Origin of the sequence: Nonomuraea sp. NPDC049129, from assembly GCF_040648495.1 — a bacterium.
GTDB lineage: Bacteria > Actinomycetota > Actinomycetes > Streptosporangiales > Streptosporangiaceae > Nonomuraea.
This window is the reverse complement of record NZ_JBEZDU010000006.1, coordinates 263,736-290,249: the sequence shown is the minus strand read 5'-3', so window position 1 is coordinate 290,249 and position 26,514 is coordinate 263,736. Positions and strand designations below refer to the sequence as shown.

The 26,514-nt window shown below is 68.5% G+C and carries 32 protein-coding genes; 7 read left to right on the top strand and 25 right to left on the bottom strand.

Annotated features, from left to right (window positions below; translation table 11 throughout):
• Positions 1-27 precede the first annotated feature (27 nt).
• Positions 28-1,488 carry a DHA2 family efflux MFS transporter permease subunit gene (locus AB0B64_RS20920; RefSeq protein ID WP_358179158.1) on the top strand — a complete coding sequence of 487 codons (1,461 nt, stop codon included), beginning with the start codon at positions 28-30 and terminating at the stop codon, positions 1,486-1,488.
• A gap of 128 nt (positions 1,489-1,616) precedes the next feature.
• Positions 1,617-2,510, top strand: coding sequence for an aminoglycoside phosphotransferase family protein (locus tag AB0B64_RS20915; protein ID WP_358179157.1), 894 nt, complete (start codon positions 1,617-1,619; stop codon positions 2,508-2,510).
• Here the strand turns inward: AB0B64_RS20915 and AB0B64_RS20910 are convergent.
• From AB0B64_RS20910 to AB0B64_RS20845, 14 genes are all read right to left on the bottom strand, one after another.
• The gene (locus AB0B64_RS20910) at positions 2,507-2,830 is read right to left on the bottom strand and encodes a gas vesicle protein K (protein WP_357943839.1); all 324 of its coding nucleotides are present in this window, start codon (positions 2,828-2,830) and stop codon (positions 2,507-2,509) included. The two genes, AB0B64_RS20915 and AB0B64_RS20910, sit on opposite strands and share 4 nt — an antisense overlap.
• Positions 2,820-3,029: a gas vesicle protein gene (locus AB0B64_RS20905; protein ID WP_357943837.1), complete on the bottom strand. Its 210-nt coding sequence runs from the start codon at positions 3,027-3,029 to the stop codon at positions 2,820-2,822. Before AB0B64_RS20905 ends, AB0B64_RS20910 begins: the two co-directional genes overlap by 11 nt.
• The gene (locus tag AB0B64_RS20900) at positions 3,019-3,828 is read right to left on the bottom strand and encodes a GvpL/GvpF family gas vesicle protein (protein ID WP_357943835.1); all 810 of its coding nucleotides are present in this window, start codon (positions 3,826-3,828) and stop codon (positions 3,019-3,021) included. The genes AB0B64_RS20905 and AB0B64_RS20900 overlap by 11 nt, the downstream gene beginning before the upstream one ends.
• Entirely contained in the window at positions 3,825-4,223 is a 399-nt protein-coding gene (gvpJ, locus tag AB0B64_RS20895) for a gas vesicle protein GvpJ (protein WP_358179156.1), read from the bottom strand. Before gvpJ (AB0B64_RS20895) ends, AB0B64_RS20900 begins: the two co-directional genes overlap by 4 nt.
• On the bottom strand, positions 4,220-4,609 hold the full coding sequence (gene gvpO / locus AB0B64_RS20890) for a gas vesicle protein GvpO (RefSeq protein WP_358179154.1): 390 nt from the start codon (positions 4,607-4,609) through the stop codon (positions 4,220-4,222). The genes gvpJ (AB0B64_RS20895) and gvpO overlap by 4 nt, the downstream gene beginning before the upstream one ends.
• Positions 4,610-4,613: 4 nt before the next feature.
• Positions 4,614-4,886, bottom strand: a complete 273-nt coding sequence (locus AB0B64_RS20885; RefSeq protein WP_357943829.1) for a gas vesicle protein GvpG — start codon at positions 4,884-4,886, stop codon at positions 4,614-4,616.
• 6 nt (positions 4,887-4,892) lie between these two features.
• Positions 4,893-5,711, bottom strand: a complete 819-nt coding sequence (locus AB0B64_RS20880; RefSeq protein ID WP_358179152.1) for a GvpL/GvpF family gas vesicle protein — start codon at positions 5,709-5,711, stop codon at positions 4,893-4,895.
• A gap of 1 nt (position 5,712) precedes the next feature.
• Entirely contained in the window at positions 5,713-6,108 is a 396-nt protein-coding gene (gene gvpJ / locus AB0B64_RS20875) for a gas vesicle protein GvpJ (protein WP_357943825.1), read from the bottom strand.
• Positions 6,109-6,215: 107 nt separating this feature from the next.
• Positions 6,216-7,388, bottom strand: coding sequence for an SRPBCC family protein (locus AB0B64_RS20870; RefSeq protein WP_358179150.1), 1,173 nt, complete (start codon positions 7,386-7,388; stop codon positions 6,216-6,218).
• Entirely contained in the window at positions 7,388-7,867 is a 480-nt protein-coding gene (locus tag AB0B64_RS20865; RefSeq protein ID WP_357943821.1) for a hypothetical protein, read from the bottom strand. Before AB0B64_RS20865 ends, AB0B64_RS20870 begins: the two co-directional genes overlap by 1 nt.
• 214 nt (positions 7,868-8,081) lie before the next feature.
• Complete coding sequence (locus AB0B64_RS20860) at positions 8,082-8,597, bottom strand: hypothetical protein (protein WP_357943820.1); 516 nt, start codon at positions 8,595-8,597, stop codon at positions 8,082-8,084.
• Positions 8,598-8,657: 60 nt separating this feature from the next.
• On the bottom strand, positions 8,658-10,031 hold the full coding sequence (locus AB0B64_RS20855) for a cytochrome (RefSeq protein WP_358179148.1): 1,374 nt from the start codon (positions 10,029-10,031) through the stop codon (positions 8,658-8,660).
• Positions 10,032-10,201: 170 nt separating this feature from the next.
• The gene (locus AB0B64_RS20850; protein ID WP_357943816.1) at positions 10,202-10,810 is read right to left on the bottom strand and encodes a dihydrofolate reductase family protein; all 609 of its coding nucleotides are present in this window, start codon (positions 10,808-10,810) and stop codon (positions 10,202-10,204) included.
• Between the two features lie 141 nt (positions 10,811-10,951).
• A complete protein-coding gene (locus tag AB0B64_RS20845) occupies positions 10,952-11,791 on the bottom strand; it encodes an NAD(P)H-binding protein (RefSeq protein WP_358179146.1) in 840 nt (279 codons plus the stop codon).
• Positions 11,792-11,935: 144 nt separating this feature from the next.
• Here AB0B64_RS20845 and AB0B64_RS20840 point away from each other — a divergent pair, with 144 nt between their 5' ends.
• On the top strand, positions 11,936-12,802 hold the full coding sequence (locus AB0B64_RS20840; RefSeq protein WP_358179144.1) for a hypothetical protein: 867 nt from the start codon (positions 11,936-11,938) through the stop codon (positions 12,800-12,802).
• Here the strand turns inward: AB0B64_RS20840 and AB0B64_RS20835 are convergent.
• Positions 12,768-13,160 (bottom strand): hypothetical protein, encoded by a 393-nt coding sequence (locus AB0B64_RS20835; protein WP_358179142.1) that lies wholly within the window; start codon positions 13,158-13,160, stop codon positions 12,768-12,770. The two genes, AB0B64_RS20840 and AB0B64_RS20835, sit on opposite strands and share 35 nt — an antisense overlap.
• 55 nt (positions 13,161-13,215) lie before the next feature.
• A complete protein-coding gene (locus tag AB0B64_RS20830) occupies positions 13,216-14,436 on the bottom strand; it encodes an SMI1/KNR4 family protein (protein ID WP_358179140.1) in 1,221 nt (406 codons plus the stop codon).
• Between the two features lie 151 nt (positions 14,437-14,587).
• On the opposite strand from AB0B64_RS20830, the gene AB0B64_RS20825 reads away from it, so the two are divergent.
• Complete coding sequence (locus AB0B64_RS20825) at positions 14,588-16,144, top strand: serine/threonine-protein kinase (RefSeq protein ID WP_358179138.1); 1,557 nt, start codon at positions 14,588-14,590, stop codon at positions 16,142-16,144.
• Positions 16,145-16,214: 70 nt separating this feature from the next.
• Positions 16,215-16,688: an NUDIX domain-containing protein gene (locus AB0B64_RS20820; protein ID WP_357943804.1), complete on the top strand. Its 474-nt coding sequence runs from the start codon at positions 16,215-16,217 to the stop codon at positions 16,686-16,688.
• A gap of 18 nt (positions 16,689-16,706) precedes the next feature.
• On the opposite strand, the gene AB0B64_RS20815 is transcribed toward AB0B64_RS20820, so the two are convergent.
• The gene (locus AB0B64_RS20815) at positions 16,707-17,147 is read right to left on the bottom strand and encodes a MarR family winged helix-turn-helix transcriptional regulator (RefSeq protein ID WP_358179136.1); all 441 of its coding nucleotides are present in this window, start codon (positions 17,145-17,147) and stop codon (positions 16,707-16,709) included.
• A 91-nt stretch (positions 17,148-17,238) separates the two neighbouring features.
• Between AB0B64_RS20815 and AB0B64_RS20810 the strand changes: the two genes are divergently transcribed.
• Positions 17,239-18,693: an MFS transporter gene (locus tag AB0B64_RS20810; protein ID WP_358179134.1), complete on the top strand. Its 1,455-nt coding sequence runs from the start codon at positions 17,239-17,241 to the stop codon at positions 18,691-18,693.
• A 59-nt stretch (positions 18,694-18,752) separates the two neighbouring features.
• Here AB0B64_RS20810 and AB0B64_RS20805 read toward each other — a convergent pair whose 3' ends face one another.
• Entirely contained in the window at positions 18,753-19,394 is a 642-nt protein-coding gene (locus tag AB0B64_RS20805) for a helix-turn-helix transcriptional regulator (protein WP_357943798.1), read from the bottom strand.
• Positions 19,395-19,495: 101 nt separating this feature from the next.
• Here AB0B64_RS20805 and AB0B64_RS20800 point away from each other — a divergent pair, with 101 nt between their 5' ends.
• A complete protein-coding gene (locus AB0B64_RS20800) occupies positions 19,496-20,245 on the top strand; it encodes a polysaccharide deacetylase family protein (protein WP_358179132.1) in 750 nt (249 codons plus the stop codon).
• Positions 20,246-20,263: 18 nt separating this feature from the next.
• Here the strand turns inward: AB0B64_RS20800 and AB0B64_RS20795 are convergent, their stop codons facing one another.
• From AB0B64_RS20795 to AB0B64_RS20765, 7 genes are all read right to left on the bottom strand, one after another.
• Positions 20,264-21,004 (bottom strand): hypothetical protein, encoded by a 741-nt coding sequence (locus AB0B64_RS20795; RefSeq protein WP_357943794.1) that lies wholly within the window; start codon positions 21,002-21,004, stop codon positions 20,264-20,266.
• 59 nt (positions 21,005-21,063) lie between these two features.
• On the bottom strand, positions 21,064-22,224 hold the full coding sequence (locus AB0B64_RS20790) for an NAD(P)/FAD-dependent oxidoreductase (RefSeq protein WP_358179130.1): 1,161 nt from the start codon (positions 22,222-22,224) through the stop codon (positions 21,064-21,066).
• Positions 22,225-22,305: 81 nt separating this feature from the next.
• A complete protein-coding gene (locus tag AB0B64_RS20785) occupies positions 22,306-23,475 on the bottom strand; it encodes an MFS transporter (protein ID WP_358179128.1) in 1,170 nt (389 codons plus the stop codon).
• Between the two features lie 109 nt (positions 23,476-23,584).
• Positions 23,585-24,382: a metalloregulator ArsR/SmtB family transcription factor gene (locus AB0B64_RS20780; protein ID WP_357943788.1), complete on the bottom strand. Its 798-nt coding sequence runs from the start codon at positions 24,380-24,382 to the stop codon at positions 23,585-23,587.
• 33 nt (positions 24,383-24,415) lie between these two features.
• The gene (locus AB0B64_RS20775; protein WP_358179126.1) at positions 24,416-24,787 is read right to left on the bottom strand and encodes a hypothetical protein; all 372 of its coding nucleotides are present in this window, start codon (positions 24,785-24,787) and stop codon (positions 24,416-24,418) included.
• Between the two features lie 22 nt (positions 24,788-24,809).
• On the bottom strand, positions 24,810-25,469 hold the full coding sequence (locus AB0B64_RS20770; RefSeq protein ID WP_358179124.1) for a TetR/AcrR family transcriptional regulator: 660 nt from the start codon (positions 25,467-25,469) through the stop codon (positions 24,810-24,812).
• A complete protein-coding gene (locus AB0B64_RS20765) occupies positions 25,466-26,365 on the bottom strand; it encodes an alpha/beta hydrolase (protein WP_358179122.1) in 900 nt (299 codons plus the stop codon). The genes AB0B64_RS20770 and AB0B64_RS20765 overlap by 4 nt, the downstream gene beginning before the upstream one ends.
• Between the last annotated feature and the right edge of the window lie 149 nt (positions 26,366-26,514).

Below are 26,514 nucleotides of genomic sequence, written 5' to 3'. Positions count from 1 at the left end.
TGTTCGCCTTTTGAGCAGGAGATGGCCATGTCATATACCGCACCTTCCCCCCAACCATCGCGCTGGCTGGCGCTCATGGTGTTGTCCGCCGCGATGCTGATGACGGTCCTGGACGGCAGCATCGTGACCGTCGCGATGCCGGCCATGCAGCGGGATCTGGGCTTCTCGCCCGCCGGGCTCAGCTGGATCGTCAACGCGTACGGAATCGCTTTCGGCGGATTGCTGCTCCTGGCCGGTCGGCTGGGTGACCTCATCGGCCGTAAGAGCATGTTCCTGGCCGGAAACGCTGTCTTCACCGCCGCTTCGCTGCTGGCCGGCGCGACGACCGGGCCCGGCCTGCTGATCGCCGCCCGGTTCCTACAGGGCGTGGGCAGCGCGATGGCCTCCGCGGTCGTTCTCGGGATCCTGGTGACGCTGTTCACCGAGCCCGCCGAACGCGCCAAGGCGATCGGCATCTTCAGCTTCACCGGCGCCGCCGGCGCCTCGATCGGCCAGGTTCTGGGCGGAGTCATCACCGATGCGCTCAGCTGGCACTGGATCTTCTTCATCAACCTGCCGATCGGCCTGGCCACCATCGCGCTGGCGATCCGGGCACTGCCGGGCGACCGCGGGGCCGGACTCGCCGCCGGGGCCGACGTCATCGGCGCCGTCCTGGTCACCAGCGGTCTGATGCTGGGCATCTACACGGTGGTCAAGATCGAGGAGCACGGCTGGCTCGCCGCGCACACCCTCGGCCTCGGCGCGGTATCCCTCGCTCTGCTGGCCGCCTTCGTCATCCGTCAGGCGACCGCCAGAACCCCGCTGATGCCGCTGCGGATCTTCCGTTCGCGTACCGTCTCGGGCGCCAACCTGGTCCAGATGCTGGCGCTGTCGGCCATGTTCGCCTTCCAGATCATCGTCGCGCTCTTCATGCAGAAGGTCCTCGGCTACAGCGCGCTCGGCACCGGCTTGGCGATGCTGCCCGCGGCGGTGGCCATCGGTGCCGTGTCGCTGTTCGTCTCCGCCCGGCTCAACACCCGCTTCGGTGCCCGCCGCGTCCTGCTGTTCGGCCTGGCGCTCCTTTTCGCGGCGATGGGCTGGCTCACTCGCGTCCCGGTGACCGCGAACTACGTCACCGACCTGCTCCCGGTCATGCTGCTCATCGCGGGCGGCGGCCTGGTCCTGCCGGCGCTGACGACGCTCGGCATGTCCGGCGCCAAGGCCGACGACGCGGGCCTGGCCTCCGGGCTGTTCAACACCACCCAGCAGGTCGGCATGGCGATCGGCGTCGCGGTGCTGTCCACGTTGGCCGCCTCCCGTACCGGGGATCTGCTGTCCGCCGGGCAGAGTCAGGCGGTCGCGCTGACCGGTGGCTATCACGTGGCCTTCACCATCTCCGCCGCGCTGCTCGTGGCCGCCTTCATCGTGGCGCTGACGGTGCTGCGCCGGCCCGAACGGGACACCACCGCCACCACCGCTCAGGACCCGGCTGTACTCACCTCAGCCTGACTTTCCCGAAACCAGCCTGACTTTTCCGAAAACATCCTGACTCTCGCCGGCAACGGCCGGGCCGGTCCCGGCCGTTGTCGGCGAAACTCCGTTGCGACGGTCAAGGCGGTTCACCAAGAATGACGGCGATGAGAGCGACCAAGATGCACACCGACGAGATCGAGACCGACGTCGCCCTCGTGCGCCGCCTGCTCGCCGAGCAGTTCCCGCGCTGGGCCGAGCTGCCGATCGCGCCGGTCGACTCGTACGGAACCGATCACGACATCTACCGGCTCGGTGACCACTTGGTCGCTCGGCTCCCGCGCATCGGGTGGGCCACCAAGCAGGCGGCGAAGGAGGCGGAGTGGCTGCCGAAGCTCGCGCCGCACCTGCCCCTCGCGCTTCCGGTGCAACTGGCCATGGGGCGGCCGGCCGAGGGCTATCCCTACGACTGGTCGGTGTACGAGTGGCTGCCCGGCGCGAACGCCAACGGCACGATCGACGACCTGGACCAGGCAGCCGTCGACCTCGCGGCGTTCGTGACCGCGCTCCGTCAGATCAGTACGACCGGCGCGCCCCCGCGCTCCCCGCACAGCCGAGGCGGACCGCTCGCGGAGAGCGACGCGTCTGTTCGTCAGTCGATCGCCCAGCTCGGCGACCGGATCGACGGCGACGCCGCGCTCCGCTCGTGGCAGGAGTCGCTCGACGCCCCCGCCTGGGACAGCCCGGAGGTCTGGGTGCACGGCGATCTGCTGCCGGGCAACCTGCTCGTCGTCGACGGCCGTCTGTCGGCGGTCATCGACTTCGGCGGCCTCAACGTGGGTGACCCCGCCTGCGACCTCCAGCCCGCGTGGAACGTGTTCGCTGGTGAGAGTCGACGCCGATTCCGGCGCGAACTCGGCGTCGACGACGCCTCCTGGGTGCGCGGCCGCGGCTGGGCGCTCGCTCAGGCGGTGATAGCGCTGCCGTACTACTGGGAGACCAACCCCGGCATGATCCGCCAGGCATCCCATGCGCTGGCGCAGGTCCTCGCCGACAGCTAGTCCCGGGGAAGCAGCGTCCCGAGCGGTCCGAGGTCGATATTGAGGTCGGAGGGCGACAGACCGAACTTGTCGCACATTTCGGTCATCGCCTCTTCCAGGCGCATCAAGGTCACCCCCAATGCCTCGATCTGTTCGTCCGACAGGTCCCCTTGCTCCATCCGGCGCACACACTGACGCTCCACGAGTTGGCGTACGAGCTCGACCAGGGTGAGCACCAGGCGCGACAGGTCGCGCTCCACCGCCTCGGCGTCGGTCTCGATGCGCAGCCGTCTCGACGGCACCTTCCGCACCGATGACGACTTTTCCAGGTCATTCCTCATCGGTACTCCGGACCGACATGATCAGCGCGCGTACGGAGATGCGCACCAGGTCGATGTCCGCGATGGACAGGACGAGGTCCCCGCTCACCACGACCCCACCCGCCAGCAGCCGGTCGAGGAGGTCCACCAGCGCCACGCGTTCGGGCGGCAGCCGGTCCTCCCGGGCGAGCACGGCGCCGCGGGGCTGATCAAGCGTCATCGCCGGTCCCCCCTCCCGGCCTCTCCGGTGTCTCGGCGAAGGCGGCGAAGGAGTACGGCGCCCATGGACCGGTGAGCTCCACGTCGATTCCCTCGCCCCGCAGCCCGTCGACGACCCGCGCGAACTCCGCGCCGCGGTCGAGATCGACCAGGTAGGCGCCGTTGAGGATCATCCACTCCGCGCGACCGGACAGCTGCGGGTCCTGGGGGCGATGCCGCTGGCTGGCGACCGCCACGGACTTGAGGACGTCATGGATGTGCTCCCCACGCGCGGCGGCCTGGCGCCAGGTCTCCTCACGACTGCGCAGACTCGCCTGCCGTTTCTTGAGGTACGCCAGGCCCGGGCTGGTCGCGCTCTCCGCCCCCGTTTCGGCGGGCGGCGGCGCGGCCGGATCGACGTACGCTTTCACCCCCCACTCCTGGCGGTCGGCGATCCGCCCGAGCGTCTCGGCGAAATCGTCATGCCGCCGGTCCAGGAGCTCCCTGATCTGGTCCTCGCCGCTGTAGACCGTGACCAGACGGACCGGGGCCGTCGGCGTCGTCCGGGCTACCGCCTCCACCACGCGATGGTGCGCCCGAGCGGTCTCGCCCAGCCAGTCCAGGTCTTCCATGGACCGCCGCAGTGGCTCCTCGCCGAACCGGTCCAGCGGGACCGTGCTCACGTACGCGACGAGACCGGCATGCGTGATGGCGCGCACCCCTTCACCGGCCACACCCTTCAAGTCTTCGGGAAGGGTGACACCTTCGTCGCGGGTGACCGCGTACAGGTAAGTGCCCGCGTTATTCATCACACTCGTCATTCATCACGCTCATCCACTTCGGCTGCTCGCTCATCGACGTACTCGACCTCCGCGGTCGAACCGCGCGGAAGTGCGGCGCCCTCCTCCGCCGCGGCGAGCCGTCGCCGGAGCCTGCGGTTCTCCTCGCGCAACTCCTGGTCCTGCCCTTTGAGCCACGGATCGTGCTCCCACCAGTCGATCCCCATCTCCCTGGCGGTGTCGACCGAGGCGATGATCAACCGGAGCTTGATGGTCAGCAGCTCGATGTCCAGGAGGTTCACGCGGATGTCTCCCGCGATCACGATGCCTCGGTCGAGGACCCGTTCCAGGATGTCGCCGAGATTCGCCGGCTCGTGGTTGGACAGCCGCCCGGCGGGGACGCTGTTCTGGCGCACCACGGAGCCCGGCTCGGTCATCGCGAATCGCCCTCCCCGGTGGTGCCGCTGCCCCGCCGGTACCGCTGGATCCGCCGGTAGGACAGCAGGTTTCCCTCCGGGTCCAACTCGGCCTCGTAGAGCGCGAGAATGTCACCGGAGGAGGGAATGCGGTGATCTTCCAGGACCTCCACGTTCACCACCCAGCCGCGCTCGATCGGCTTCACCATCGTGATGCCTTCCGGCTCGCCCGCGACCAGATCGGCGATGTGGGCCAAACCGGCTTCGCCGACGTCCGCCACTGACAGGCCGCGTGGGCGGCGTTTCTGACGTGGCTCCGTCCGTCTCTCGTCGGGTTCCTCCCCTGAGCGCCTTGGTGCCTGGCTGCCGGCCGGCCGCTCTTCGCGGACACTGCGCCTGACAGGCATGCGATCACCCCTCCTCTTCCTCTTCCTCACCTGTCGGCGCGACAGCCTGGCCGGGCTTGCCGATCATCGATTCGAGCGTCTGCTTCATCTCCAGCGCCTCTTCCTCCTCGGAGATCAGGCCGGCGGCCCTGGACTGCTCGATCTCCTCCAGCCGGCGCCTGACCATCGCCGGGTCATGCGTCTGCCGCTCCACCTGCTCCTGTATCAGCTCGCCGAGCCGGATCACCCCTTTGACCGGCGCGAGCGGCCAGCCGAAGATCAGGCCGATCAGTCCCATCCGTCATCACTCCTGAGTCCGCGCGGTGATGAAGTCGTACGGTGCCAGCGGGCCCAATATGCGCATCTCAACCCGTCCGGACCAGCGATCGGCGAACTCGTTCACCACCCGCTCCAGCTCCTCCTGCCGGTCCGTCTCCATGAGCACGGCCACGTGAACGGCGTCCTGTTCGTGAGAGGGCTCCCGGATGACGGTGAGGACGGCGAGCGGGCCCACCTCCTCGGTCAGCGTCTGCGTGTCGGCTTCGCGTTTGGCCACGACCGACTGGTTGATCAGCTCCCCGAGCCGGATCCGCGCGTTCCGCGTCAGATCCTCCGGTTGCCCCTGGATCTGCTCTCGCAGCTGCTCGGCCTCCGGGACCTCACTCAGCACCTCACGGAACAGCGTCTGATCGACGTAGCGTCCTTTGATGACGTACTCGGCCCGTCCCTCCAGCTCGTCCAGCGCGCTGCGGAACTCGTCGTGATGGGGCGTCAGCAGCTCCTCGACGACGGCTTTCTCATTCGTCATCACCGAGCCGAAGCGGATCGGGATGACGGGCACCTCGGCGGCGGTGGCATCGAGCAGGGCCCCATGCCGGAACAGGTCGTCGGGGGTGCCGAGCGGGCGGTCGAGCGCGATGTCGCTCACCAGGGCGGCGATCTCGCCGTGCCGGATCAGCCTGATCTCCGCAGCTTCATCCCCTACGCCCTGCGCGTCGCTGGACACCTCGACGTCCTCGGGTACGAGACCATAGATGTAGACGCCGGTCTTCTTGGTGACCTGCTCGGGAACATCCGCCTGGGTGGCCTGCTCAGAGCCGGCGGCCTTCGCGGATTGCGCCATTTCACCGCTCCTCTCGCTCTTGCCGCCGACTGCGCGTCTCTTGTTTCTCGCCGAGCTCGCCGACGAAGTCGCTCAGCTTCTCCCCTGCCGCTTCCAGGACTCCTTGGGTGACGTTCTTGCCCTTGCCCTGCGTCATGTTCTGCATGATCTCGGGCAGCCCTTCTCCCCCGGACTCCTCGAGGTCCAGCCGGTTCACGGCCTCGGCGTAGCGCAAGTAGGTGTCCACGCTGGCCACGACGATGCGCGCGTCGATCGTCAGCAGTTCGATGCCGACGAGTGAGACTCGGACGTAGGCGTCGATGACCAGCCCTTTGTCGAGGATCGTGTCGATGACGTCGGCCAGGCCCGACGGAGACGGACGGTCGGCTATTCCGCCTGTCGCGGGTTGCACGGTCATTACTTCTCCCTCGGTATTCGCGGACGCCGCCCGCCGCTCTTCGGGGACGCTGCCCCGCCGGTCTCTGGCGACGCTGCCCCGCCGGTCTTCGCGGACGCCGTCCCGTGTTACGTCGTCCGGGTACCGGCTCTGCGACGAACCGGCCGCGCCGGTGGCTCCTTGGCGCGCCCCCGTCTCCGAGAGGCCGCGCGAGGCGGCTCTTCTTCCTCCTCCTCTTCCTCTTCTTCTTCCTCCGGCTCCTCCTCCTCTTCTTCCTCTTCCTCTTCGGGCTCTTCCTCCTCCTCGTACTCGTCCTCCGGCAGTTCCTCTTCCTCTTCTTCCTCCGGCTCCTCTTCCGGCCGTTCCTCTTCCGGCCGTTCCTCTTCCGGCCGTTCCTCTTCCGGCCGTTCCTCTTCCTCCTCCTGCGCGGCCTGCTCCTCCTGGACCGCGGTCTCGTGGTCCTTGACGACTTCACCGTCGTGGATCACGCCGCGCCACCCGCCGGAGGCGATCTCCTCGGGGTGCAGCATGATCTGCGTCATGACATGCCGCTTGAAGTGCTTGAACTCCAGCCGTACCCGCCTGCCCGGCGCACGCCAGACATTGCCGACGTGCTCCACCACCCCGCGCGGGTGATATTCGAGTACGAGCAGGACCCGGGTCAGGTTGGGGGTTAGCGCGTGGAAACTCACAGCGCCGTCGACGTAGCCCTTGGGGCCCTTGGAGCGCCAGATGATCCGCTCGTCGGGCACCTGCTCGACGATGTCCGACTCCCAGTTGCGATGGGACAAGAAGACCTGTGTCTTCCACGACAGCTTCTCGTCGCTCTCGTTCTCTACATGCTCCACCTTCTTCATGAAGGTCGGGAAATCCTGGAACTGCGTCCACTGGTTGTAGACGACCCGTACGGGAGCGCCGATGTCGAGCGTTTCGGCGATGTTGACGAACCGTAGCTTCTTGGTCCCCTTGCCCATGCCTCCGAACAGGCCCTTGAGTGCCCCCTTGGCCGCGCCACCCAGCATCGAACCTTTGACGGACTTGCCGCCAGATTTATCCGATCCGGTGAGCGCGCTGAACAGGCCGGAAACTCCGCCGCCTGCCGCGGGATCGGCGAGCCGGCCCGCCACGTCCTCGACCTTGTCACTCACGGACTGCAGCGCTCGCTCGATGAAGGCCTGTGCGAGGTTTTTGAGCTCTTGGGTGAGCGCTTCTGTCGGCAGGGCCTCCGCGACCTTCTTGACGTCTGCCGGCAGGGCCTCAGTGACCTTCTTGATGGGCTGAGTCTTCGATACCTGAGCCATCAAGCTCGCCTCCGTGTCCTGGTGACCGGCCGCGTAGCGCGTGCGGGCTCGGCCTTGGGATTCCTTCTCCGTGGTGCCGGCTTGGGCGGTTTCTCCTCAGGCGCCTCTTCCTCTTCCTCCTCGTAGCCCTCTTCGTAGTCCTCCTCGTCCTCGGCCGTTTCCTCAGGCGTGCCCGGATGGCGCAGACCCTCGGCCCGCTCGTGCAGCCTGGATGTCAGCGATTCGAGCTGCCTGCTCGTCATGGCCACGGCCGCCGCCTTGCCGACGTCCATCAGCTCGCCACGCAGGCGGCCGGTGAGCTTGTCCATCTCGGGCGACGAACCGAGCATCTTGATCCCCTGCGACAGCAGGCCGCCCTGGCCGCGCAGCCGGCTGAGCACCCCGGCCAGGGCCAACGTGGTCGCCCAACGCAGCTTGTGGCGTCGGCCGAGGTAGTAGCCCGCGGCGATGGCCAGCCCTATCTGAACTTTGTCTTTCATGACCAGCGCTCCTTGCCCTCCCGCTCGCCTGGAACAACCGGTCTCCACCTGCCCCACAAAAAAGACAAACAAACACATGATCGGAGAAAACGGACATACGAGGTGAATCAGGCGCCAGAGGCCCGCAGGGGCCGCACAAGGAGCGCCATATGCACTTCGTACAGATATAGTCAATAGTTCGCTTTTTACAGCGATTTGCACGCTTCCCGTGCGGCTAGAGAACCCGCTCCGCGCGCCGCCGGACCCGCATGCCCGCGACCAGCATGACGACCGCGCTCCCGTATCCGAGCATCGGCAGCAGGCGCCAGACCAACCACGGCAGCCTCCCCGCCCAGCCCGCGCAGCCGAGCATCATGACGTACGAGATCGCCATGAACGCCCAGTCCAGCGCGACCACCGCCACGACCAGGGCGGCCAGCACACCCACTACCGCGCCGAGCCGCCGCCCCGCCCACGCGGAGGCCACGGTCGCCAGCAGGACGCTGAGCGTCGGCAGACCGTTCAGGGCCAGACTCCCCCCGAACGAGTACGCCACGGGCTCACGGAGATGGAGCCACATTGATTCGAGCTCGGACCACACCTCCGCCAGGCCGAGCGGAAGAGGGCCGTAGCTGGTACAGCCGATCGCCGCGTCGGCCTTGAAGAACATCGGCAGCCACAGGGTCAGGAAGCTCAAGACGCAGGCCGCCAGCGCCGCCAGCCACCATCGCAGGTAACGCCACCGGGGCATGGGCCGCCTTCCTACGCCACATGATCGACTACGGGAGTGCGCCGCCTACCCTAATGGGGACTATTTCCGTGATCCACGCAGCCCGCGCAGGAAACGCCACAGCGCGGAGCGGGGCGGCTCCGCTTCCACGGTGACCGCGTCTGCCGCCACTGGCGGTTCGGTGTTCGCCGGAGCCTGGGCGAGTTCGTAATCGACCGGCAGGGACCGCAGCGCCCGCATGAAGGGAGAGGAGCGCCACGGGAGCTGGTCGGCGGGCAGCGCGAGCCGCAGCCTGTCGAGGCGATCGAACAGCCGCTCCACGGCGATCGTGGTGATGCGGGTGGCCAGCAGTCGCGCGAGGCAGGCATGCGGCCCCGCGCCCCATGCCAGGTGGGCGCGGGTGCTGCGGATGGCCTCCCGGTCGATCGCGCTGCCGAACAACGGATCGCTGTGAGCTCCGGCGACGGACAACATGACGGGATCGCCCGCGGAGATGGCGAAGCGCCCCAGCCGCACATCCGCCGTCGGGAACCGGAACGTGAGGTTGGCCATCGGCGGGTTGGCCAGCGCGACCCGGTTCACGGTCTCCTCGATCGTCCCCGCGGACAGGCCCGACCGCACCTCCGGATTGGTCATCACCTCGAGGATCGTGTTGCAGATCAGGCCCCCGGTCATGTCGCCGACGACCCCCGGCAGCATGAGGAGCTCCCGGGACAGCCCTTCGACGGTGAAGTCGGGATTGGCCGCGAGCATGTAGGAAGGCAGGTCGTTCCCGGGGCGGCTCATCTTGGCGCTGGACAGCTCCATCATCGCGGCGAACAACCGCTGCGAGGCCGCGGCCGCCTCGGGACCGGCGTCCAGCACCCGCCAGGTGTCCATGACCACGTCATCGCCACGCGCGGTCTCGAAGCCGAAGAGCCGGTTGGCGACCATCAACGGGAGCGGTCGCGCGTACTGTGCGGACAGATCCGCCCATCCGGTACGGGATTCGCCTTCGGCCAGCAAACTGATGAGGTCGTCGGCATATCGCCTGATCGCGTCTTCCAGCAGCTGCGCCTGAGGGTGACCGCGGTCCTGGAAGGGGGCGAGCGCCGAGGTCCACGTGTCGCGGAGCCGGTGCAGCGTCATCCCGTCCTGGAAGGCCACGCTGTTGAGCTCGAACGCGGGAAGCACGGGCCAGTCCGGTGGCAACGCGCCTTCCGCCCTCGCCCGCCAGTTGTCCAGGTGCTTGCTCCAGATGTCGCCCTCGTTCTTCATGACCCGCAGCACTTCGGCGTACCCGAGGACCAGCCACACCGGCACCCCGAGCAGGTCCACCGGCGCGACCGGCCCGTACTTGGCGCGCAGGCGGTCATGGACGAGCGTGGGATCCGCGTCGTAGTCCCTGGTGAGCAGCGGTTCTACGGATACCGACGCCAGTGGTTCAGGGGTCGATGGGGGCCACGCGCCAGGCATCAAGGTGATGCACGACCTCTCTCTCGGTCCGCTGCTTCTGTGAGAGCGGTCGCATCCCGGCGCCCACGTGGAAGACCAAATTGGGGGTTTTGTATCACCACGCGGGCGCGAAAAGGATACTTTCCGGAAAAATCACAGCACAGCATGTGACGAGGGAGATTTGACTTCTGCTATGCGACCGATCCGTAGGAGGGCTTGCCCGCCCACTCGTAGGTGACGTAGATGACGCCGGCGTCGGTGGTGGTCGACCCGGTGACCTTCAGCCCAGCGGGCGCGGTGCCTTCGGCGAAGAGCCGCTTGCCCTGGCCGAGGACGACGGGGAAGATCAGCAGCCGATACTCGTCGACCAGTTCGGCCTCCTGCAGGGTACGCATCAGGTCGCTGCTGCCCTGCACGAGGATCTCGCCGTCGGTGCTCCGCTTGAGCTCGGCGACCGTCTGGGCGGCCTCGCCCACCAAGACCTGGGTGTTGCGCCACTCGGCGGTCATCGGTGCCCTGGTGGTGACGTACTTGGGCATGCTGTTGATCTTGGCGCCGCCCTCCTCGTCCGGCACGTTGGGCCAGTACGAGGCGAGGATCTCATACGACCTGCGGCCCAGCAGCATCCCGTCCGCCCGCTCGAGCTGGTCGTTCATGATGCGGCCGAACCCCTCGTCCACGTGCGGGGGCAGCCATCCGCCGTGCTGGAAGCCGTGAGAATCGTCCTCGCCGGCACCGCCGGGGCCCTGCATGACACCGTCCAACGACACGAACGTCGAAACGACCAGCCTGCTCGCCATTTGTCTCACTCCTTTGAGGGCTGGGCGGGTCCGTCCGGTCCCGCCGTCTTCATCTGCCTTCAGCGTGGCGCGACCCGTTTACGGAATCCTTAAGGCGTCCCTATGGTCCGGACGGCAGCCCAGCCCAGCCCGCTCGCTCGCTCAGCGAAAGTCGTCGGCGTGGTCGAAGGCCCAGTCTCGGAACGTACGCGCCGGAGTTCCGGTGACCTCTTCCACGGTGGAGGTGATCAATGCTGAGTGAGGTCGCGTTTCGGCGCTGGCCAGCAGGGCCTCTACCAGGGCCGGCGGCCTGCCGTCCGCGAGCATCTGCTGCCGGGCGAGTTCTACGGGCACCTTCTCGAAACGCAACGGGCGGCCGATCGCCTCCCCGATGGCGTGTACCTGCTCGGTCCTGCTCACCACCTGCGGGCCGGTCAGCACGTACGTCATGCCGGCATGGCCGTCCTCGACCAGCACACGTACCGCCACGGCGGCGATGTCGCGCGGATCGATCACCGCGGTGGCGGCGATGTCAGGACCACGCACGACACCCGCGCCACGGATCTGCTCGGCCCACCCACGAGTGTTGGAAGCGATGGTGTTCGCCCGCAGGATCGTCCACTGCGGGCCGGACTCCTCGATCAGGCGCTCCATGTCGGCGTGAAGCTGGTTGATCGGGTCGCTCTGCCGCTCGGCCTCGTCGTTCACCCCTGACGAGGAGAGGTAGACGACGCGGCGGGCATGGCCTTCGACCACGTCGAGCACGGCGGAGGCCCCGTCCGTGGCGAGGAAGGGCCAGATCAGGAACACCGTCTCGACCTCCGCCAGCGCCCTCTTCAGGGTGCCCGGCCTGGACAGGTCACCTTCGACCGCCTCAACCCCCTCAGGGAGCCGAGACTGCTGACCATCTCTCACAAGCGCCCGCACAGGGACGCCGGAGGACACAAGCTGGGCGATAACCTGCCGTCCGACGTTGCCGGTGGCACCGGTCACAAGAATCATGCCCCGGTCAGCCTGGCCATTTGCGGAAATATTCCGACTCGGTGCGCCGTCCCTTTGTACCGGCTCCGCAGGCTGTTTTGTCGGATCGGGCTGCGAGACTCCGCGCATGCGTGATCACGAGCTCCCAGAACGCCGGCGGCCGACATGAGCGCGTCCGAGCGGTTCAGCCTCCAGCCGAGCCCGGACAAGTGGCAGCCCGCGTGGCGCGCCCGCGGAACACTTCGCGAGCAGCATTTCGACCTTCCTGCCGGAGTGTCCAGTGTGACCTTCGACAAGACGCTGATGGTGGGCGTGGACTTCTCCGGGATTCACTTCGTCTCCTTCAGCGCCCACGGCAGCCGGTTCGAAAGCTGCGACTTCTCCGGCACCACCTTCGAAAACCTGTCGATGGGGGCCACCGGCGTGCGCAGGTCGTGGAACCGCCGCGTCAGTTGGCCGCAGTCGGTCTTCCGCGACTGTGTGTTCCGCCGCACCCGATTCGCGCCGCTCACCTTCTTCGGTAACGTCCGGTTCGAGAGATGCGTGTTCGACGGGTCCCGGCTGAGGGACCAGACGTCCACGTCCGAAGCCGAATTCGTCGACTGCGTCTTTCTCGGCCGCGTGCGGGATGTCAACTTCTGGGGCCGTCCGACCCACGACCAGGCGGCGCTGGGCAGGGACCGCAATGACTTCACCGGCAACGACTTCACCGGCGCGGAGCTCGACGGTGTCGCCTTCCGGCACATCGACCTGCGGGCCCAGCGCTTTCCCGGCCTGCCCGGCTACGCGCTCCTCGACCGGGTCAGCGCGCGGGTGGAGGCGGCGCTGCCTGTGGTGGAGCGCTGGCCGGACCCACGTCACCGGGAGAAGGCCCGCTTCAGCTTGGAGTTCCTCGCGGAGAGGGCTCTCGAGTACAACGACGACCACCGGCTGGTGAGCCCTTCGGAGCTGGGCCGGAAACTGCCGCCCGCGCTCCGCGAGGAGTTGTTCGAGGCGCTCAGAGGCACGACCAGCGATATATCCCCTGGTTGAGCCGTACCGCCTCGCGAGCCAGGTCCCGCAGGCCGGTGATGCGTTCGACCTCGAACTCGTCGAGCAGTTCCTCCTCGGCGTACTCGCGCAGCCGCGCGTCGTCCACGGCGGCGAGCGCGGCGGTGGTCTCGGGCGCCGCCAGTTCGACGCCCGCCGACTCACCGTCGTCGATGACGGCCTTGCTGTCGCCGAACTCGCTGAGGTCACGTCCGCTCAGCTCGGCGGCCAGCGTGTCGAGGTCGTCGAGCCAGCCTTTGCAGTCGACGTACGGCAGATTCAACGCCGCCGGCCCACCGGACAGGGCCAGCCGGGCGGACTGCTCGGAGTCCACCGTGAAGTAATCGACGAGAACACCCATAGTGCGCGACTCTACCGATCATGCCCGCACCGGGCGCATTGCTCGCCTCAGGCGCTCAGAGGACGTCCCAGTCGAGCTCACCGTCGACCACCTTCGGCTTCCAGTAGCCGATGGAGCCGCCCTTCTCCATGGCGTCGGCGGTGGTCTTCAGCAGGGCGTAGAAGGAGCGGATCCGGACGCCTCCCGGCGTGAAGCCCATGGAGCCCTCATGATCGGTTTCGCCGATGTCCTTCCGCGCCGAGTCGATCACCAGGTGGTCGCCCATTCCGTCGGCGCCGACGGGGATCATTCGTCCGTCCCACCATTCCGATCGTGGATCGGAGAATTCCCCGTCACTTTCCTCCTCACCGTCGATGTCGCACAACCGTCGCCACGTGACACGCATTTCCTGGACGCTCGAGTACGAGTTGCCCAGGAAGCCGAAGGCCCAGGTGTCCTTGAGGTAGACGGCCCCGTCATGCCGCAGGAGTGAGGCCCGCAGATCGTCTGGGAAACGTATTCCCATATACGCCTCCGCGGCCGCGATGGTTTTCGCGTCTCCGTTCTTGCCGAGTGTGCGATAACTCCGGGGAGCGTTGGTCTTCAGCCAGTCCTCGATGCGCTGCCACTGCCGGTCCACCGCCCGCTCAACCTTCGCGTCGATTTTCCGTACGCGCGGTTCGGTGCCCACGGGCCGGCAGTCCGCGTCGGGACGGGCCTGCGTTTCCTCACTCTCCGCCGACTGCTGGGACACGTAATCGGCGTCCGGACCGTACTCCTCCTCGTTTCCGGCGAACGTGCAGGCCGTACCGCTGTCCGAGGTGTTCTCAAGGCATGGCCCCCACCTCACGTCAGATGAGGGCTCGGAGAAGACCGCGGATTCAAGGACTTGAGTACCGAGAGCCAGCATGAGAATCGCGATTCCGGCGACGGCCCAACGAGTCAGGCGGCGGCGGGTGGCATCGTCCAGCGGCTCCCTTGGCTCGCCGCGTTCGAAGAACTTGGTGAACTCGGGGCGGTCGAAGAGGGACGGCTTTTCGGCGCCATAGCGCTGGAGATCCTCAGCGGTGGGAGTGCCGAGGATCGGAGCCGGCGGCCACTGCGCTTTCTCGCTCCGGGTCGGAATCGAACTCCGGGTCGGAATCGAACTACGGGTCGGAATCGAAAAGGAATCGGAAGCCACCTCCTCCCGCTGGACCGGGCGCCGTCGAGAGCGCGCGATCACCACGATCGTCGCTGCCGCAATGGCCGCCAAAAGCGCGAGCCATAGCCCGCGGGATGTGATCAATCGCCGCATGTCCGGCACATTACCCGGAATTGATCTAGACGGATGCCGACTCCGCTCGCGGTCACCCTGCCGACGATCACGCTCCGAGGGCGAGCGCACACACCCGGGCACCTGTCATTAGGATCATTGCCGTTGCGATGATCCGGCGAGCGGAGCCTCGATGAGTGACCCCGGCGGCTTCGGCCCTCTGGTGAAGGACGAGCGCGAGGCGATCGGTCCGTACCGGATCGTGGGCCGGATGGGCGCCGGCGGCATGGGCGTGGTCTACGCGGGGGTCGCGGACGACGGCGCCCGGGTCGCGGTCAAGGTCATCCATCCGGGGTTAGCCGCTGATCCGCAGTTCCTCGCCCGCTTCGTCCGCGAGGTCGATCTCCTGTCCCGGGTGCGCGGGCGCTGCACGGTCTCGGTGATGGCCTCCGACACCGCCGCGATGCCTCCCTGGCTGGCCACCGAGTTCGTCCCCGGCCCGACCATCAGCGCGTACGTACAGGACAACGCGCCACTGCCGCCGGACGAACTGCTCTCGTTCGGCGTGGACATCGCCGAGGCGCTCACCGACATCCACGGTGCCGGCATCGTGCACCGCGACCTCAAACCCGGGAACGTGATCCTCTCCGACTCCGGCGCGAAGGTCCTCGACTTCGGCATCGCCCGAGCCCTCGACGAGAGCGGCCTCACGGGCACCGGCGCGCTGATCGGTACGCCCGGCTGGATCAGCCCTGAGCAGTACCGGGGCGACGAGGCGGACGCCGCCGCCGACGTCTTCGCCTGGGGCGCGCTGATGGCGTACGCCTCGACGGGGCGCCCGCCGTTCGGCACCGGAGCCCCCGACGTCCTCGCCTACCGCGTCATGAGCGTCGATCCCGACCTGTCTGGGGTGCCCACACAGGTCCGCGACCTGGTACGAAGCGCGCTCGCCAAGGACAGGACGGCCCGGCCCACCGCGGACGAGCTGCTCGCCCAGGTCACCGCACTCAAATCGGGCACGACCCCACTCACGGCGGGCACGATCCCCATGCCGCCCCCACCCAGGTCGGGCACGACCCCCATGCCACCCCCACCCAGGTCGGGCACGGTCGTCATGCCGCCGCCGGTATCACCGCCTGCCAATCGCGTGCCGTTGTGGCCGGCCGCCGCCGTCCTGGCGACGGTCGTGGCCATCGGCGCGCTGGTCTGGGTGGGCTCGGAGGGGATACCGGCGGCACTCCGGAGCCTGAGCGACCCTCCCTCGTCCACGCCCGCGGAGAACCTGACGCCGGACACGAGCGCGACCCCGACCCCCGAGGAGACGACGGAGACCCCGACCCCGACTCCCGAGGAGACGACCAGCACGAGGGAGACCCCTGAGGAGACGGAGACCCCTGAGGAAACGCCCGCCACAACGGAGAAGGCGAGCGCGTCCCCCACCACACGCCGCTCGGCCACCGCCGTGCCGTGCGCGTCCGCGAGCTCGATCCTCCGGCAGGCCGCCACGCTGAACGGCGGCCTGCCGCAGGACGCCAGGGTCGCCCGCAAGCGATGCGTGGGCTACTGGGTGGCGGCCGAACTCGACTCCCCGAGCGTCGGCGGCATCGACCTGATCGCGAAGCGGAACGCGACCCGATTCGTCAACGCCGAGATCGGCAGCGACTTCTGCTCGCTGGAGAACGAGTCGGCGCTCCTCAAGAGCGCGCCGAGTGCCATCAGAGCCTTCCTCTGCCCCAATGGCTTCGGCTGACCGCCTCCGCCCGAGACCCGAAGGAGAGCAGGTTGCACCCTGCGCTCGTACGGAGGATGGGGCGGGCCGCTTGATCGCGCGTCCCAGTGCCCGAGTCGTGCTCATCGACGCCGCCGATCGGCTCCTGCTGTTCTCCAGCCGCAACCGGCTCGACGGCACTCTTCGCTGGTACACCCCCGGCGGCGGGCTCCAACCCGGCGAGACCTATCAAGACGCGGCACTGCGCGAGCTGTACGAGGAGACCGGGCTGACGGGCGCGACCCTGGGCCCAGAGGTGTGGAGAGGACGCCCCTGGACCGTCGATCGAGACGGCGTCACCTACGAGGTACGGCAGCGCTACTACCTGGCCCGCGTCCCCGTCTTCGAGATCGACACCACCCGGATGGAGGACTTCGAAAGGACGAGCATCACCGGCCACCGCTGGTGGACGGCGCAAGAACTGACCGAGACCACCGACCTCCTGCGACCCGCCGGGCTACCGCACCTGCTGGCCACCCTTCTCGCCGACGGCCCGCCTCGCAACCCGGTACTTGTCGACGGCTGACGCGGTCATGTCTCCCGGCTACCGTCTGACCACGTGATCGAATACCCGTCTCAGCAGCTCCAGCAGCTGCGTGCGCTCGGCTTCTGACAGCGGCCGCAGCAGCTCTTCCTGAACCCCGGCCAGGATCGAGTCGAGCTCCTCCAGCCGCCGCCGCCCGGCCGGGGTCAGGGTGATGATGTTGCGGCGCCGGTCGGCCTGGTCGGGCGCGCGCTCGACCAGCCCCTGGTCCGCGAGCTCGTTCACGGTGGCGTGGGTGTCGCTGCGGTCGATGCCGCAGCGCTGGCCGAGGGCGATCTGGCTGGCGGGTCCGAACTCCTCCAGGGCGGCCAGGATCGCGAAGTGGTAGCCACGGGCGTCGACGGGCGTCAGCACCTCGCCGATGAGTCGCTGCGCGTGCAGCGAGGTCTTACTGATCAACCAGCTGGGCTTGCCGCGCAGGCGGGCGGGTGCCGACTCCATGGACCGAGTCTACCGTTGGCGCGCCCCACGATTATGGTGCTACCGTTGGCCGGGCCAACGTTGGGTTGGCCAACTAGTTTCGAGGTATGCCATGACCACGACAGTCGGCTCCGCCCGGCACCCCTCCGATCCCCCGCTTCCCGACCCGCGCCGCTGGTGGGCACTGGCCACGGTCGCCACGGCCCAGCTCATGGTCGGGATCGACCTGATGATCGTGAACATCGCGCTGCCCTCCGCGCAGCGATCACTGTCCATGTCCGACCCCACCCGCCAGTGGGTGATCACCGTCTACGCCCTGTGCTACGGCGGCCTGCTGCTCCTGGGCGGCCGGCTGTCGGACCTGTTCGGCCGCCGCCGCAGCCTGCTGATCGGGCTGGCCGGCTTCGCCCTGGCCTCCGCCCTGGGCGGCGCGGCCACCGGGCCGGCGACGCTGCTGGCCGCCCGGGGCCTGCAAGGCGCCTTCGGTGCCCTGCTGACGCCTGCCGTCCTCGGCACCATGGCCGTCTCCTTCCCGCTGCCCGCCGAGCGGGGCAGGGCCTTCGGCGTGTACGGGACGGTGATGGGCAGTTCTTCCGGCCTGGGCGTACTCCTGGGCGGGGTTCTGACCGAGTACCTGGACTGGCGCTGGTGCATGTACGTGAACATCCCCATCGCTCTGGCGGCCGGCACGGGCGTGCTCTACGCGGTCCGCTCCACGCCGGCCGGATCCAGACCCCGAGTGGACGTGGTGGGCGCCCTGCTGGCCACCGGCGGCCTGATGGCGCTGGTGTACGGCTTCTCGCGGGCCGAGACCGACGGCTGGGGCGCGGCCCTCACCTTCGGCCCGCTGATCACGGGAGTTCTGCTGCTGGCCGTCTTCGCGTGGGTCCAGCACCGGGTCAACCATCCGCTGCTGCCGCTGCGCGTGATCCTCGACCGCCACCGCGGCGGCTCCTACCTGGCCGTGCTCAGCCTGGCGGTGGGGATGTTCGCCGCGCTGTTCTTCCTCACCTTCTACCTGCAGAACGTGCTCGGCTACCCGCCCGTACGCGCCGGACTGGCCTTCCTCCCCCTCACTGCGGGCCTAATGCTCGGCGCGCGGACGGTCGGCCGACTGGTGCCCCGTGCCCCGCTGCGCGCACTGCTGACCCCCGGGCTGCTGACCCTGGCGCTCGCGCTGGGCCTGCTCGGCCTGCTGCGGCAGGACAGCGGCTATTGGCTTCATGTCCTGCCGGTGCTCTTCCTGGTCGGCCTGGGCACCGGCTGGGTGCTGATCACCGCCAACAGCACCGCCACCCTCAACGCGGGCGCCGACACCTCCGTCGCCGGCGCCGCCGTCATGACCGCCCAGCAGATGGGCGCCTCTCTTGGCACCGCGCTGCTCAGCACCATCGCCGGTACGGCCACGGCCGGCTACCTGGCGGCCCATCCCAACGCCGTCGCCGAGGCGACCGTGCACGGGTTCACCGTGGCGAGCCTGTCGGCCGCCGCCTTCCTCTGCCTGGCCGCGCTGGCGGTCTTCCTCATCACCGGCAGAAGGGATCGTCGTGGGCTACCTGGGGCTTGAGGTCGAAGACCGCCTTCCTCGCCGGCCACCCGTCAGCCGCCGCCGCGCCGGACCGGCGCTCACATTGGGCCACTCGCGCGGATGGCGGCCGGTCCGTGGCCGTACCAGCGGTGGATGGCTCGCCGCAGGGCCCGGGGGTCGGTGAAGCCGACCCGCGTGGCGATGGACTCCACGCTGAGCGTGGTTTCCCGCAGCAGGCGGTCCACCCGTCGCTGGCGCAGCTTCTCCAGCTCCTCTCGCCAACTGCTGCCCTCGTCGCGCAGGCGGCGCTGGAGCGTACGGGGGCTCATGGCCAGTCGCCGGGCCACTTGGTCAAGGCCCGGCGGGCCGTCGGCGACCGCGGACTCGAGCGCGGCGTGGAAACGGTCGAGCCAGCCCCGCACCGGACGGGCGGCCGCGGTGGACAGCTGCGCGTGGTTGTCCAGGATCGCGGCGAGGGCGGGGTCGGCGCGTGGCAGGGGCGCGTCGATGTCGGCCTCGGCGAACGTGATCGACGGGTGGGCGGCCTCGTACTCGACGCGCCTGGTGTCGTACAGCGCGGCCAGGCGTTTGGGCGCGGTCGGCGGGCGGCGCGGCAGCCCCACCCACACCGGCGTGAGCCGCCGACCGGCCCCTGAGCCGGCCAGCATGTACGGCACGAACTCCGCGATCATCGCGTATTCGGGGTAGTCGCGGTACGGACCCTCCCAAGCGACGGTCACCCCGCCATCGTGACGGGTGACCGTGAGCCGGTCGGCCGGGTCGGCGATGGCGGTGAAGCGACGGCCTCGCCTTCTACGTGGGCCTGAACGTCGAGCACTTCATGATCGACCGCCCCTCCACCAGCATCAACGAGGCGACCGCGACTCTCGTACCGGATCCGCTCAACTACGGCTGGCGCGACTACGGACCGCGGGTGGCGATCTGGCGCGTCATGGAGGTACTCGACCGGCACGCCATCCGGGCGAGTGTGCTGCTCAACGCCGACGTGTGCGAGCACTACCCCCAGATCGTCGAGGCGGGCAACGCCCACGGCTGGGCGTGGCTCGCCCACGGCAAGAACAACTCCACCCTCCAGGCCGACGTCGACGACGAGCGCGCCTACCTGACCGAGGTCGTCGACACCATCGAGAAGGCCACGGGACGGCGGCCACGCGGCTGGCTGGGTCCCGCGCTCACCGAGACGTTCCAGACGCCGTCCCTGCTCGCCGAGCTCGGCCTGAGCTACGTGCTGGACTGGACCAACGACGACCAGCCGTACCGGCTGAACGTCCCGGGAATGCTGAGCGTGCCGTACTCACTCGAACTCAACGACCTGGGCATCTTCACCATGCACGGCAGGAGCGGCGCCGACTTCGTACAGATGGTCAAGGACCAGGTCGACCAGCTCTGTGCCGAATCCACGGAGAGCAGGCGCGTCATGGCGCTGGCGCTGCACCTGTTCGTCATCGGCCAGGCGTTCCGGGCGAAGTACCTCGATCAGGCGCTTGAGTACATCGCCAATCGCCCCGACGTATGGCTGACGACCAGCGACGAGATCGCCGAGCACTACGCCGGGTTCCCAGGACGCTGAGTTAGCGAGGGAGTGGGGTCAGCGGAAGTCGGTGGTCACCTTGGCGGGATCCGGCGCCTTGACCGACACCTTCGCACCCCACCCGCTGTAGCGGCTGTCCACGGCGATCATGGCCTGTCGCCCGGCCTCCGTAGCCGTGAACTTGCTCTGCACCCTGCTCACCAGGCCCCCCGAGGTGAGCGTGAGGGTGTAGGAGACCTTCGTGCTGTCGAACGAACTGGGCGCCTTCGCGCCCGCCCACCAGGCCGAGGCCTGCTTGAGGTCCTTGAAGGTGATCGTGCCGGTGATGGAGTTCTTCGTCGACTTGCCGTGCTTGATCAGTGCGGCCAAGGTCTTGGGCTCGGCCGGGTTGAGAATCTGACCGTAGGAGTCGGGCACTCCGTAACTCTTGACCTTGTACCAGGTCTTGCCCTCCGGGAGCACCATGGGCATGACCCCGCCGGTGTGGTACGTGATGTCGCCGACGCCGACGGCCCTTTGCCGCCCGTAGGTGTCGTCGTCCCAGTGGATGTTGATGTCGAACGCGGCGACGCCCTTCTTGTCGAACTGGAAGACGCCCTTGCGGTCCTGGATCTCGCTCTCCTCCGTGCCGTTCGACCAGGCGACCGTTTCGGTGAAGCGCACGCCGTGCCCGGGTACGAGCTGGGCCTTCAGCGCGCTGACGGGGTCCTTGGTGGCCGCCTGAGCGGGGGCGGCAACCGCCGATAAGGCGGCCGATAGGGCGGCGCCGGCCGCCAGAGCAGTGATCATCTTCTTCATGGTCAGTGATGATGCCGGAGTCGGATCACAAACGGGGCACGGCCGAGAGCAGGAGGCGATCAACGGACTCCGGGCTCTCGGCTGCCACCCAGATGGTCGATCGCCGGATCCGCGAGCCGTGAGCTGACATCGGGAAACGAGCCGTCTCCGAACAGTACGCGCGCCGCCAAAGCCCGACCGGCACGACTACGTAGCAGCGTCACCACCGCCTCTGCCGCGGCGGGAGACCGGATACCGGCGAACACACGGCGCAGCAACAGGCGACCTCGGAACCGGGCCCGCAACGCGTCCCCGTCGTACCGGCTCAAGACGCTTTGATCGCCGGTACGCAGGTACCCGGCGGCGACCGCCGCGGCCCACTCGGACATGCGTAAACAGGGGTCCAATCCACCCGCCGTCAGCGGCGACACCGCGCCCGCCGCGTCTCCGACGAGCAGCCCGGCGGGGCACGCCAGCCGTCGCAGCACACCACCGACCGGGATCGGACCGCCTCGACGCTCGACCGGACCGGTCGGCGCCGCACGGCCGGGCGCGTCCGCGGCGAACGCGTCCAGCAGGTGGCGGATGCCCGTGCGCATCGCGGCCGGATATCCCGCGACGCCGACATGCGCGTGCCGGCCGTCGTCGATGACCCACCCCAGGTACCCCGGAGCGACCCGGGGGTCCAGCACACAGTGGAACGCCGGGGTGGCCGTGCCAGGCGCGATCGGGTGGACGATCTCGGCACCGAGCAGGGAGCGCCGGTTGACATCGAGGCCGAGATCACGGGCCACCCGGGAGCGGGCGCCGTCCGCGCCGACGATGAACCGGGCCGTCACCGGGTCCGCATCTGCGAACCGCACCAAACCCCTCGACGCGCCGACATACCGTACGCCCAGCAGGACCCGCGCCCCGGCCGACTCCGCGGCGCGGCGCGCGTGCTCGTAGACGGCCGCCATGTCGGCCACGCGGTACTCGTCGCGGTCACTGGTGAGCCGGATCGGCGCTCGCCGCGACGGCGGATACAGCAGCACGTCCCGGATACCGGGCCCGAGCAGCTGGTCCGGCAGGTCGAAGTCGTCGAGGGTACGCCGTACGAAGATCCCCGTCGTACGGATGCCCGCTGACAGCGACCTGCGGCGGTCGACCACCAGCACCTTCAGTTCCCGCCGGGCGAGCGAACGGGCTGTGCGCAGCCCGGCCAGACCCGCACCCACGACCAGTACATCGACGGCCTGCATACCTGCGACGGTAGGCGCGGGACCTCACCCATACGCCCGTTTGCACGCTACCTGCCCCGTATCTCCACGCGGCCGCCACACTCAGGGGGTTTTGGAGTACAGGGATACCGCCATCAGGAGAGCGGTCAGCCCGCCGCAGATCATCACGGTGGAGACAGAGAAGGCGTCGACGACGCGGCCGCCGACGAACGCGCCGAGGGCGAACGTCGCCTGGAAGGAGGAGGTGAAGACGACCGTGGCGGCTTCGGGCGTGTGCGGGGCGGCGGCGATGAACGAGGCCTGCGAGCAGACGGGCACGCCTCCATAGGCCAGTCCCCAGACCACGAGCAGCACCACGGCGCCCACGGTTGTGCCGCCGACCGAGGGCAGCAGCAGGGTGGTGGCCGCGATCAGGCAGCCGCAGGTCACGAAGGCGGCTCGCAGATGTGTGGCGGTGGCCTTGCCGGCCAGGAAATTACCGGCGATTCCGGCGATGCCGTACGCCAGCAAGACGGCGCTGACCGCCACGGGAGACAAGCCGGTGACGTTCTGGAGGAACGGCGTGACGTAGGTGTAGGTGCCGAAGTGGGCCAAGACGATAAGGAAGGTGGCCAGCAGGGCGATTCCGGCGCCCCGGGCGCGTAGCAGGTCGAGCAGGACGCGCGGGCTGGTGACCTGGTGGGCGGGCAGCGGCGGCAGCAGCATCACCAGGGCGACCAGGACCAGGATGGCCAGCGCGGCCAGGACCAGGAACGCGGTTCGCCAGCCGGCGAGGTCGCCGATGAAGGTTCCGGCCGGTACGCCGAGCACGGAGCCCAGCGGAACGGCGGAGAAGATCACCGCGGTGGCGGAGCCGACGGCGTGCGGCGGCACCAGACGGCCGGCCAGCCCCGCCCCGATGGACCAGAAGCCGCCGATGGTGAGGCCGACGAGCACTCTGGAGATCAGCATCACCCAGTAGGAGGTCGCCACGGCGGCCAGCACGTCGGCCACGGCGAGCACCGCCATGAAGACGCACAGCATCACCCGGCGGTCCAGGCGCGCGGTGGTCAGCGTGACAACGGGTGCGGCGACCGCGGCGACGACGCCGGGCAGAGTCATGGTCAGCCCTGTGGTGCCGTCGGAGATGCCGAAGTCGGCGCCGATGGCGGTCAGCAGGCCGATGGGCAGGATTTCGCTGGTGACGATGGCGAAGATGCCCAGCATGAGTGAGGTGACCGCGAGCCAGCTGATGAGAGGCGGGCGTGGCGGGGCCAGGGTGGTGGTTGACATGGTTCCCGTTCAGGCAGGTGCACGTGGACTGGGACACCCACCCAAGCAGTCATGAAGCCGCTGACACTGGCACGTTTCAGACTCAACCATCACCTTTGCGGCTTCGGCCTCAGGCGTGCGCGCTGTTCATGTCCCATGGCGCCTGCGGAAGGACCTCGCCGGTCTCCAGCAGCGACTTGAGGTTCGCCAGCACGGCCGGCCAGCCGTCCGAGATGCCGGTGAGCATCTCCTGGTTGGGGAGGTTCTCGTGGGTCACGGTGAGGCGGACGATCTCCTGGTGGGGTTCGACGAGAAAGGTGACGACCGACGGCTCTCCCGGCGCTTCGGTGTCAGGGGCGTCGTCGAAGGTGATGACCAGGCGCGTCGGGGGTTCGGCCTTGATCACTCGGCCGACGACATCGATGACACCTGATCCGTCGGCGCGCCGGTGCTCCCAGGTCGAGCCCGGCTGCCAGTCCGAAACGTTGGCGTGGCCCCAGTATTGCGCCGTCAGGTCCGCGTCCGTCAGGGCTCGCCACACCTGCTCGGCGCTCGCGCGGATGTAGGTGACATAGACATAGGTGGGTACTTCGGTCATGGCGTACTCCTCTGCCTGGTTCTTGATGGCACTGATCGCTTGCAGGCGCGGCTTGTCGAACCCCGAGATCCAGCGCTCCTCGATCTCATGGATCGGTGTCGGGTTGAGGTAGTGCAGCCGCTCCCGTCCGCGTCGTACGACGGTGACGAGGTTGGCCCGCTCGAGGATGTCGAGATGCTGTGTCGCTGACTGGCGCGCCATGTTCAGGCGGTCGCACAGCTCGCTCAGCGTCTGGCCGTTGTGCTCGCGCAGACGGTCGAGCAGGAGTCGTCGGGTGGGGTCGGCCAGCGCTTTGAAGACCGAGTCCATCGCTCTCGCTTCGAGGCTCACGTCTCCATTATGCAGGTATTTGCCTGCATAATGTCAACGGCGCCTCACTGCCGGAGCCCACCCGCGTGCGTCCATTCGGCCGTACCACCAGGTGAGGCCGGCCGCGACCACGACGAACACGGCCGCCAGCGGCGCGAGAAGCACGGCGCCGGCGGCGTCGAGCACGATCCCGCCGGCCGCGCCGGACAACGAGACCGCCAGATACAGCGCTGACTGATTCAGCGAGGCGACCATCGGCTGCGTGCCCGCCGGGGCGTACCCCATGATCAGGTGCTGCTGCGGCGTCGTGACAGTGAAGGAGAACACGCCGCAGGCCGCGACCGCCGGCAGCGCCATGGCGTACGAGACGCGCAGCGCCGGCACCAAGAGGAAGACGGCGGCGAGGAGCAGGTTCCCGGGCCGCAATCGATGCCGCTGACGAGACGCCTCAGCGCATGCGGGCGGACTGTTCGAAGCCACTCAGGATCGCGGTGAGCCCCGTCTCGAAGTGGTCGTCGAGGGTGGTGGCGTCGGCGGCTTCGGCGAGCAGGTTGTAGTCGGGGCTGCCGGGCTCGGGTTTGCGACTGCGCTGGTCGGCGCCGAGCTTGGTCACGGCGATGGCGAGGGTGTGGCCGATGGTGAACTCTCGCAGGCAGCGGATGATGCGCAAGCCCTGCGCCGGAGGGATGTCGGCGTCGCTGAGCTTGGTGAGCATCTTCACGCCGGTGTCGATGGAGGCTGGTGAGCGTACCGGGCGGGTGGCGAACAGTGGCACAGCCTGGGGGTGGCGCAGGAGTGTGTCGCGCAGCCGCAGGCAGTAGTTCTGGGCCAGTTCCCGCCAGGGGCCGTCCCAGGGCAGAGTGTCGACATTGACCTCGGTGAACAGCGTCTCGGCGACGCCGTCGAAGAGGTCCTCCTGGTCGTCGTAGTGACGGTAGACGGCCATCGGGTCGAAGCCGACGGCGGTGCCGAGCTTGCGCATGGAGAATTTACGCAGACCATGGGCGTCGATCAGGGCGAGCGCGGCGGCGGCGAGGTATTCGCGGGTGAGGGTGGGCCGGGTGGGCGGCTCTGGCAATCTGACCGGTGGGCTGGGGTCGGCCGTCATGGCTGGAAGCCCTCCAGGATCTTCGTGAGCGTCGGGGTGAACTCGTGCGGGTGCCGCATGAACGGGACGTGGCCGCCGGGGAACTCCTGGCAGGGTACGCCAAGGCGCTCAGACAACAGGTGCGCGGGCGCGTGGTACGGCTTGCCGACACTGTCGCGGCCGGTGGCCAGGCACCAGGGCGCTGTGGTGGCGGCCAGCGCGGTCAGGTCCGGCTGGTACTCGAAGCAGAACGCGGGCAGTTCGCGGCGCAGGGTCAGCTCGGCGTTGCGGAGCTGGCGGGTCATCACGTCCGGCGTACGTCGGGTGATCTTTCGTACCAGGCCGTCGGCGGCGAGCATGAGGTGAGTGGCGGCGGCGATCGTGGCTTGGCCGGATGGCGACAGGAACACGCGCGGCGGGTCCGGTAGCGTCATCGCGCCGAAAGCGGCGTAAGCCCGCATCAGGTGACCGTCTCGGGCAAGGCGGCCGATGTGTTCGATCTCGCGCCGTTCGGGGCTGTCGGGAGCGAGGAGTTGTACCAGCGGCGGCTCGTGCACCACCGCGCCCAGGAGTCGGTCCGAGTGTCCGATCACCATCTCCAGGGCGATGATCGCGCCCCCGCTGTTGCCGAAGACATAGGCGCGTTCCATGCCGTAGTGGTCGAGGACGGCGACCGCGTCGCCAGCCTGCCGGGCAACCGTGATCGAGCCACCGGGATCGGTGAAGGGGCTGCGCGAGTTGCCGCGCCGGTCGTAGGCGATCACGGTGAAGCTCCGGGCCAGGAGCGGGATCACGTCCGCGTACATACCGGCGTCGCCGCCGCCTCCGGAGATCAGTAGGAGCGGGGGTCCGTCGCCGGTCCGCTCGACATGCAACCGCGCTCCGGACGCTTCCACCACATCTACACTGTAGTTCATGTCTACAGTGTAGACGGAGCCCCGCCGTCTCAAGAACGGCCCTGAGTGGGATGTTCAGGAGAGGGGATGACCTGGCGAAATAGGCGAATCCAAAGATCGCTGCGACGGGTTTGGCGTTCGATGATCCCGGAAATGAAAGCCGTGCTTCC

Bases quoted from the DNA above. Each gene is read 5' to 3' on its own strand.
- AB0B64_RS20920 (WP_358179158.1), top strand. From the start codon at position 28: ATGTCATATACCGCACCTTCCCCCCAACCATCGCGCTGGCTGGCGCTC.
- AB0B64_RS20915 (WP_358179157.1), top strand. From the start codon at position 1,617: ATGAGAGCGACCAAGATGCACACCGACGAGATCGAGACCGACGTCGCC.
- AB0B64_RS20910 (WP_357943839.1), bottom strand. From the start codon at position 2,830: ATGAGGAATGACCTGGAAAAGTCGTCATCGGTGCGGAAGGTGCCGTCG.
- AB0B64_RS20905 (WP_357943837.1), bottom strand. From the start codon at position 3,029: ATGACGCTTGATCAGCCCCGCGGCGCCGTGCTCGCCCGGGAGGACCGG.
- AB0B64_RS20900 (WP_357943835.1), bottom strand. From the start codon at position 3,828: ATGACGAGTGTGATGAATAACGCGGGCACTTACCTGTACGCGGTCACC.
- gvpJ (WP_358179156.1), bottom strand. From the start codon at position 4,223: ATGACCGAGCCGGGCTCCGTGGTGCGCCAGAACAGCGTCCCCGCCGGG.
- gvpO (WP_358179154.1), bottom strand. From the start codon at position 4,609: ATGCCTGTCAGGCGCAGTGTCCGCGAAGAGCGGCCGGCCGGCAGCCAG.
- AB0B64_RS20885 (WP_357943829.1), bottom strand. From the start codon at position 4,886: ATGGGACTGATCGGCCTGATCTTCGGCTGGCCGCTCGCGCCGGTCAAA.
- AB0B64_RS20880 (WP_358179152.1), bottom strand. From the start codon at position 5,711: ATGGCGCAATCCGCGAAGGCCGCCGGCTCTGAGCAGGCCACCCAGGCG.
- gvpJ (WP_357943825.1), bottom strand. From the start codon at position 6,108: ATGACCGTGCAACCCGCGACAGGCGGAATAGCCGACCGTCCGTCTCCG.
- AB0B64_RS20870 (WP_358179150.1), bottom strand. From the start codon at position 7,388: ATGGCTCAGGTATCGAAGACTCAGCCCATCAAGAAGGTCACTGAGGCC.
- AB0B64_RS20865 (WP_357943821.1), bottom strand. From the start codon at position 7,867: ATGAAAGACAAAGTTCAGATAGGGCTGGCCATCGCCGCGGGCTACTAC.
- AB0B64_RS20860 (WP_357943820.1), bottom strand. From the start codon at position 8,597: ATGCCCCGGTGGCGTTACCTGCGATGGTGGCTGGCGGCGCTGGCGGCC.
- AB0B64_RS20855 (WP_358179148.1), bottom strand. From the start codon at position 10,031: ATGCCTGGCGCGTGGCCCCCATCGACCCCTGAACCACTGGCGTCGGTA.
- AB0B64_RS20850 (WP_357943816.1), bottom strand. From the start codon at position 10,810: ATGGCGAGCAGGCTGGTCGTTTCGACGTTCGTGTCGTTGGACGGTGTC.
- AB0B64_RS20845 (WP_358179146.1), bottom strand. From the start codon at position 11,791: ATGATTCTTGTGACCGGTGCCACCGGCAACGTCGGACGGCAGGTTATC.
- AB0B64_RS20840 (WP_358179144.1), top strand. From the start codon at position 11,936: ATGAGCGCGTCCGAGCGGTTCAGCCTCCAGCCGAGCCCGGACAAGTGG.
- AB0B64_RS20835 (WP_358179142.1), bottom strand. From the start codon at position 13,160: ATGGGTGTTCTCGTCGATTACTTCACGGTGGACTCCGAGCAGTCCGCC.
- AB0B64_RS20830 (WP_358179140.1), bottom strand. From the start codon at position 14,436: ATGCGGCGATTGATCACATCCCGCGGGCTATGGCTCGCGCTTTTGGCG.
- AB0B64_RS20825 (WP_358179138.1), top strand. From the start codon at position 14,588: ATGAGTGACCCCGGCGGCTTCGGCCCTCTGGTGAAGGACGAGCGCGAG.
- AB0B64_RS20815 (WP_358179136.1), bottom strand. From the start codon at position 17,147: ATGGAGTCGGCACCCGCCCGCCTGCGCGGCAAGCCCAGCTGGTTGATC.
- AB0B64_RS20810 (WP_358179134.1), top strand. From the start codon at position 17,239: ATGACCACGACAGTCGGCTCCGCCCGGCACCCCTCCGATCCCCCGCTT.
- AB0B64_RS20800 (WP_358179132.1), top strand. From the start codon at position 19,496: ATGATCGACCGCCCCTCCACCAGCATCAACGAGGCGACCGCGACTCTC.
- AB0B64_RS20795 (WP_357943794.1), bottom strand. From the start codon at position 21,004: ATGAAGAAGATGATCACTGCTCTGGCGGCCGGCGCCGCCCTATCGGCC.
- AB0B64_RS20790 (WP_358179130.1), bottom strand. From the start codon at position 22,224: ATGCAGGCCGTCGATGTACTGGTCGTGGGTGCGGGTCTGGCCGGGCTG.
- AB0B64_RS20785 (WP_358179128.1), bottom strand. From the start codon at position 23,475: ATGTCAACCACCACCCTGGCCCCGCCACGCCCGCCTCTCATCAGCTGG.
- AB0B64_RS20770 (WP_358179124.1), bottom strand. From the start codon at position 25,469: ATGACGGCCGACCCCAGCCCACCGGTCAGATTGCCAGAGCCGCCCACC.
- AB0B64_RS20765 (WP_358179122.1), bottom strand. From the start codon at position 26,365: ATGAACTACAGTGTAGATGTGGTGGAAGCGTCCGGAGCGCGGTTGCAT.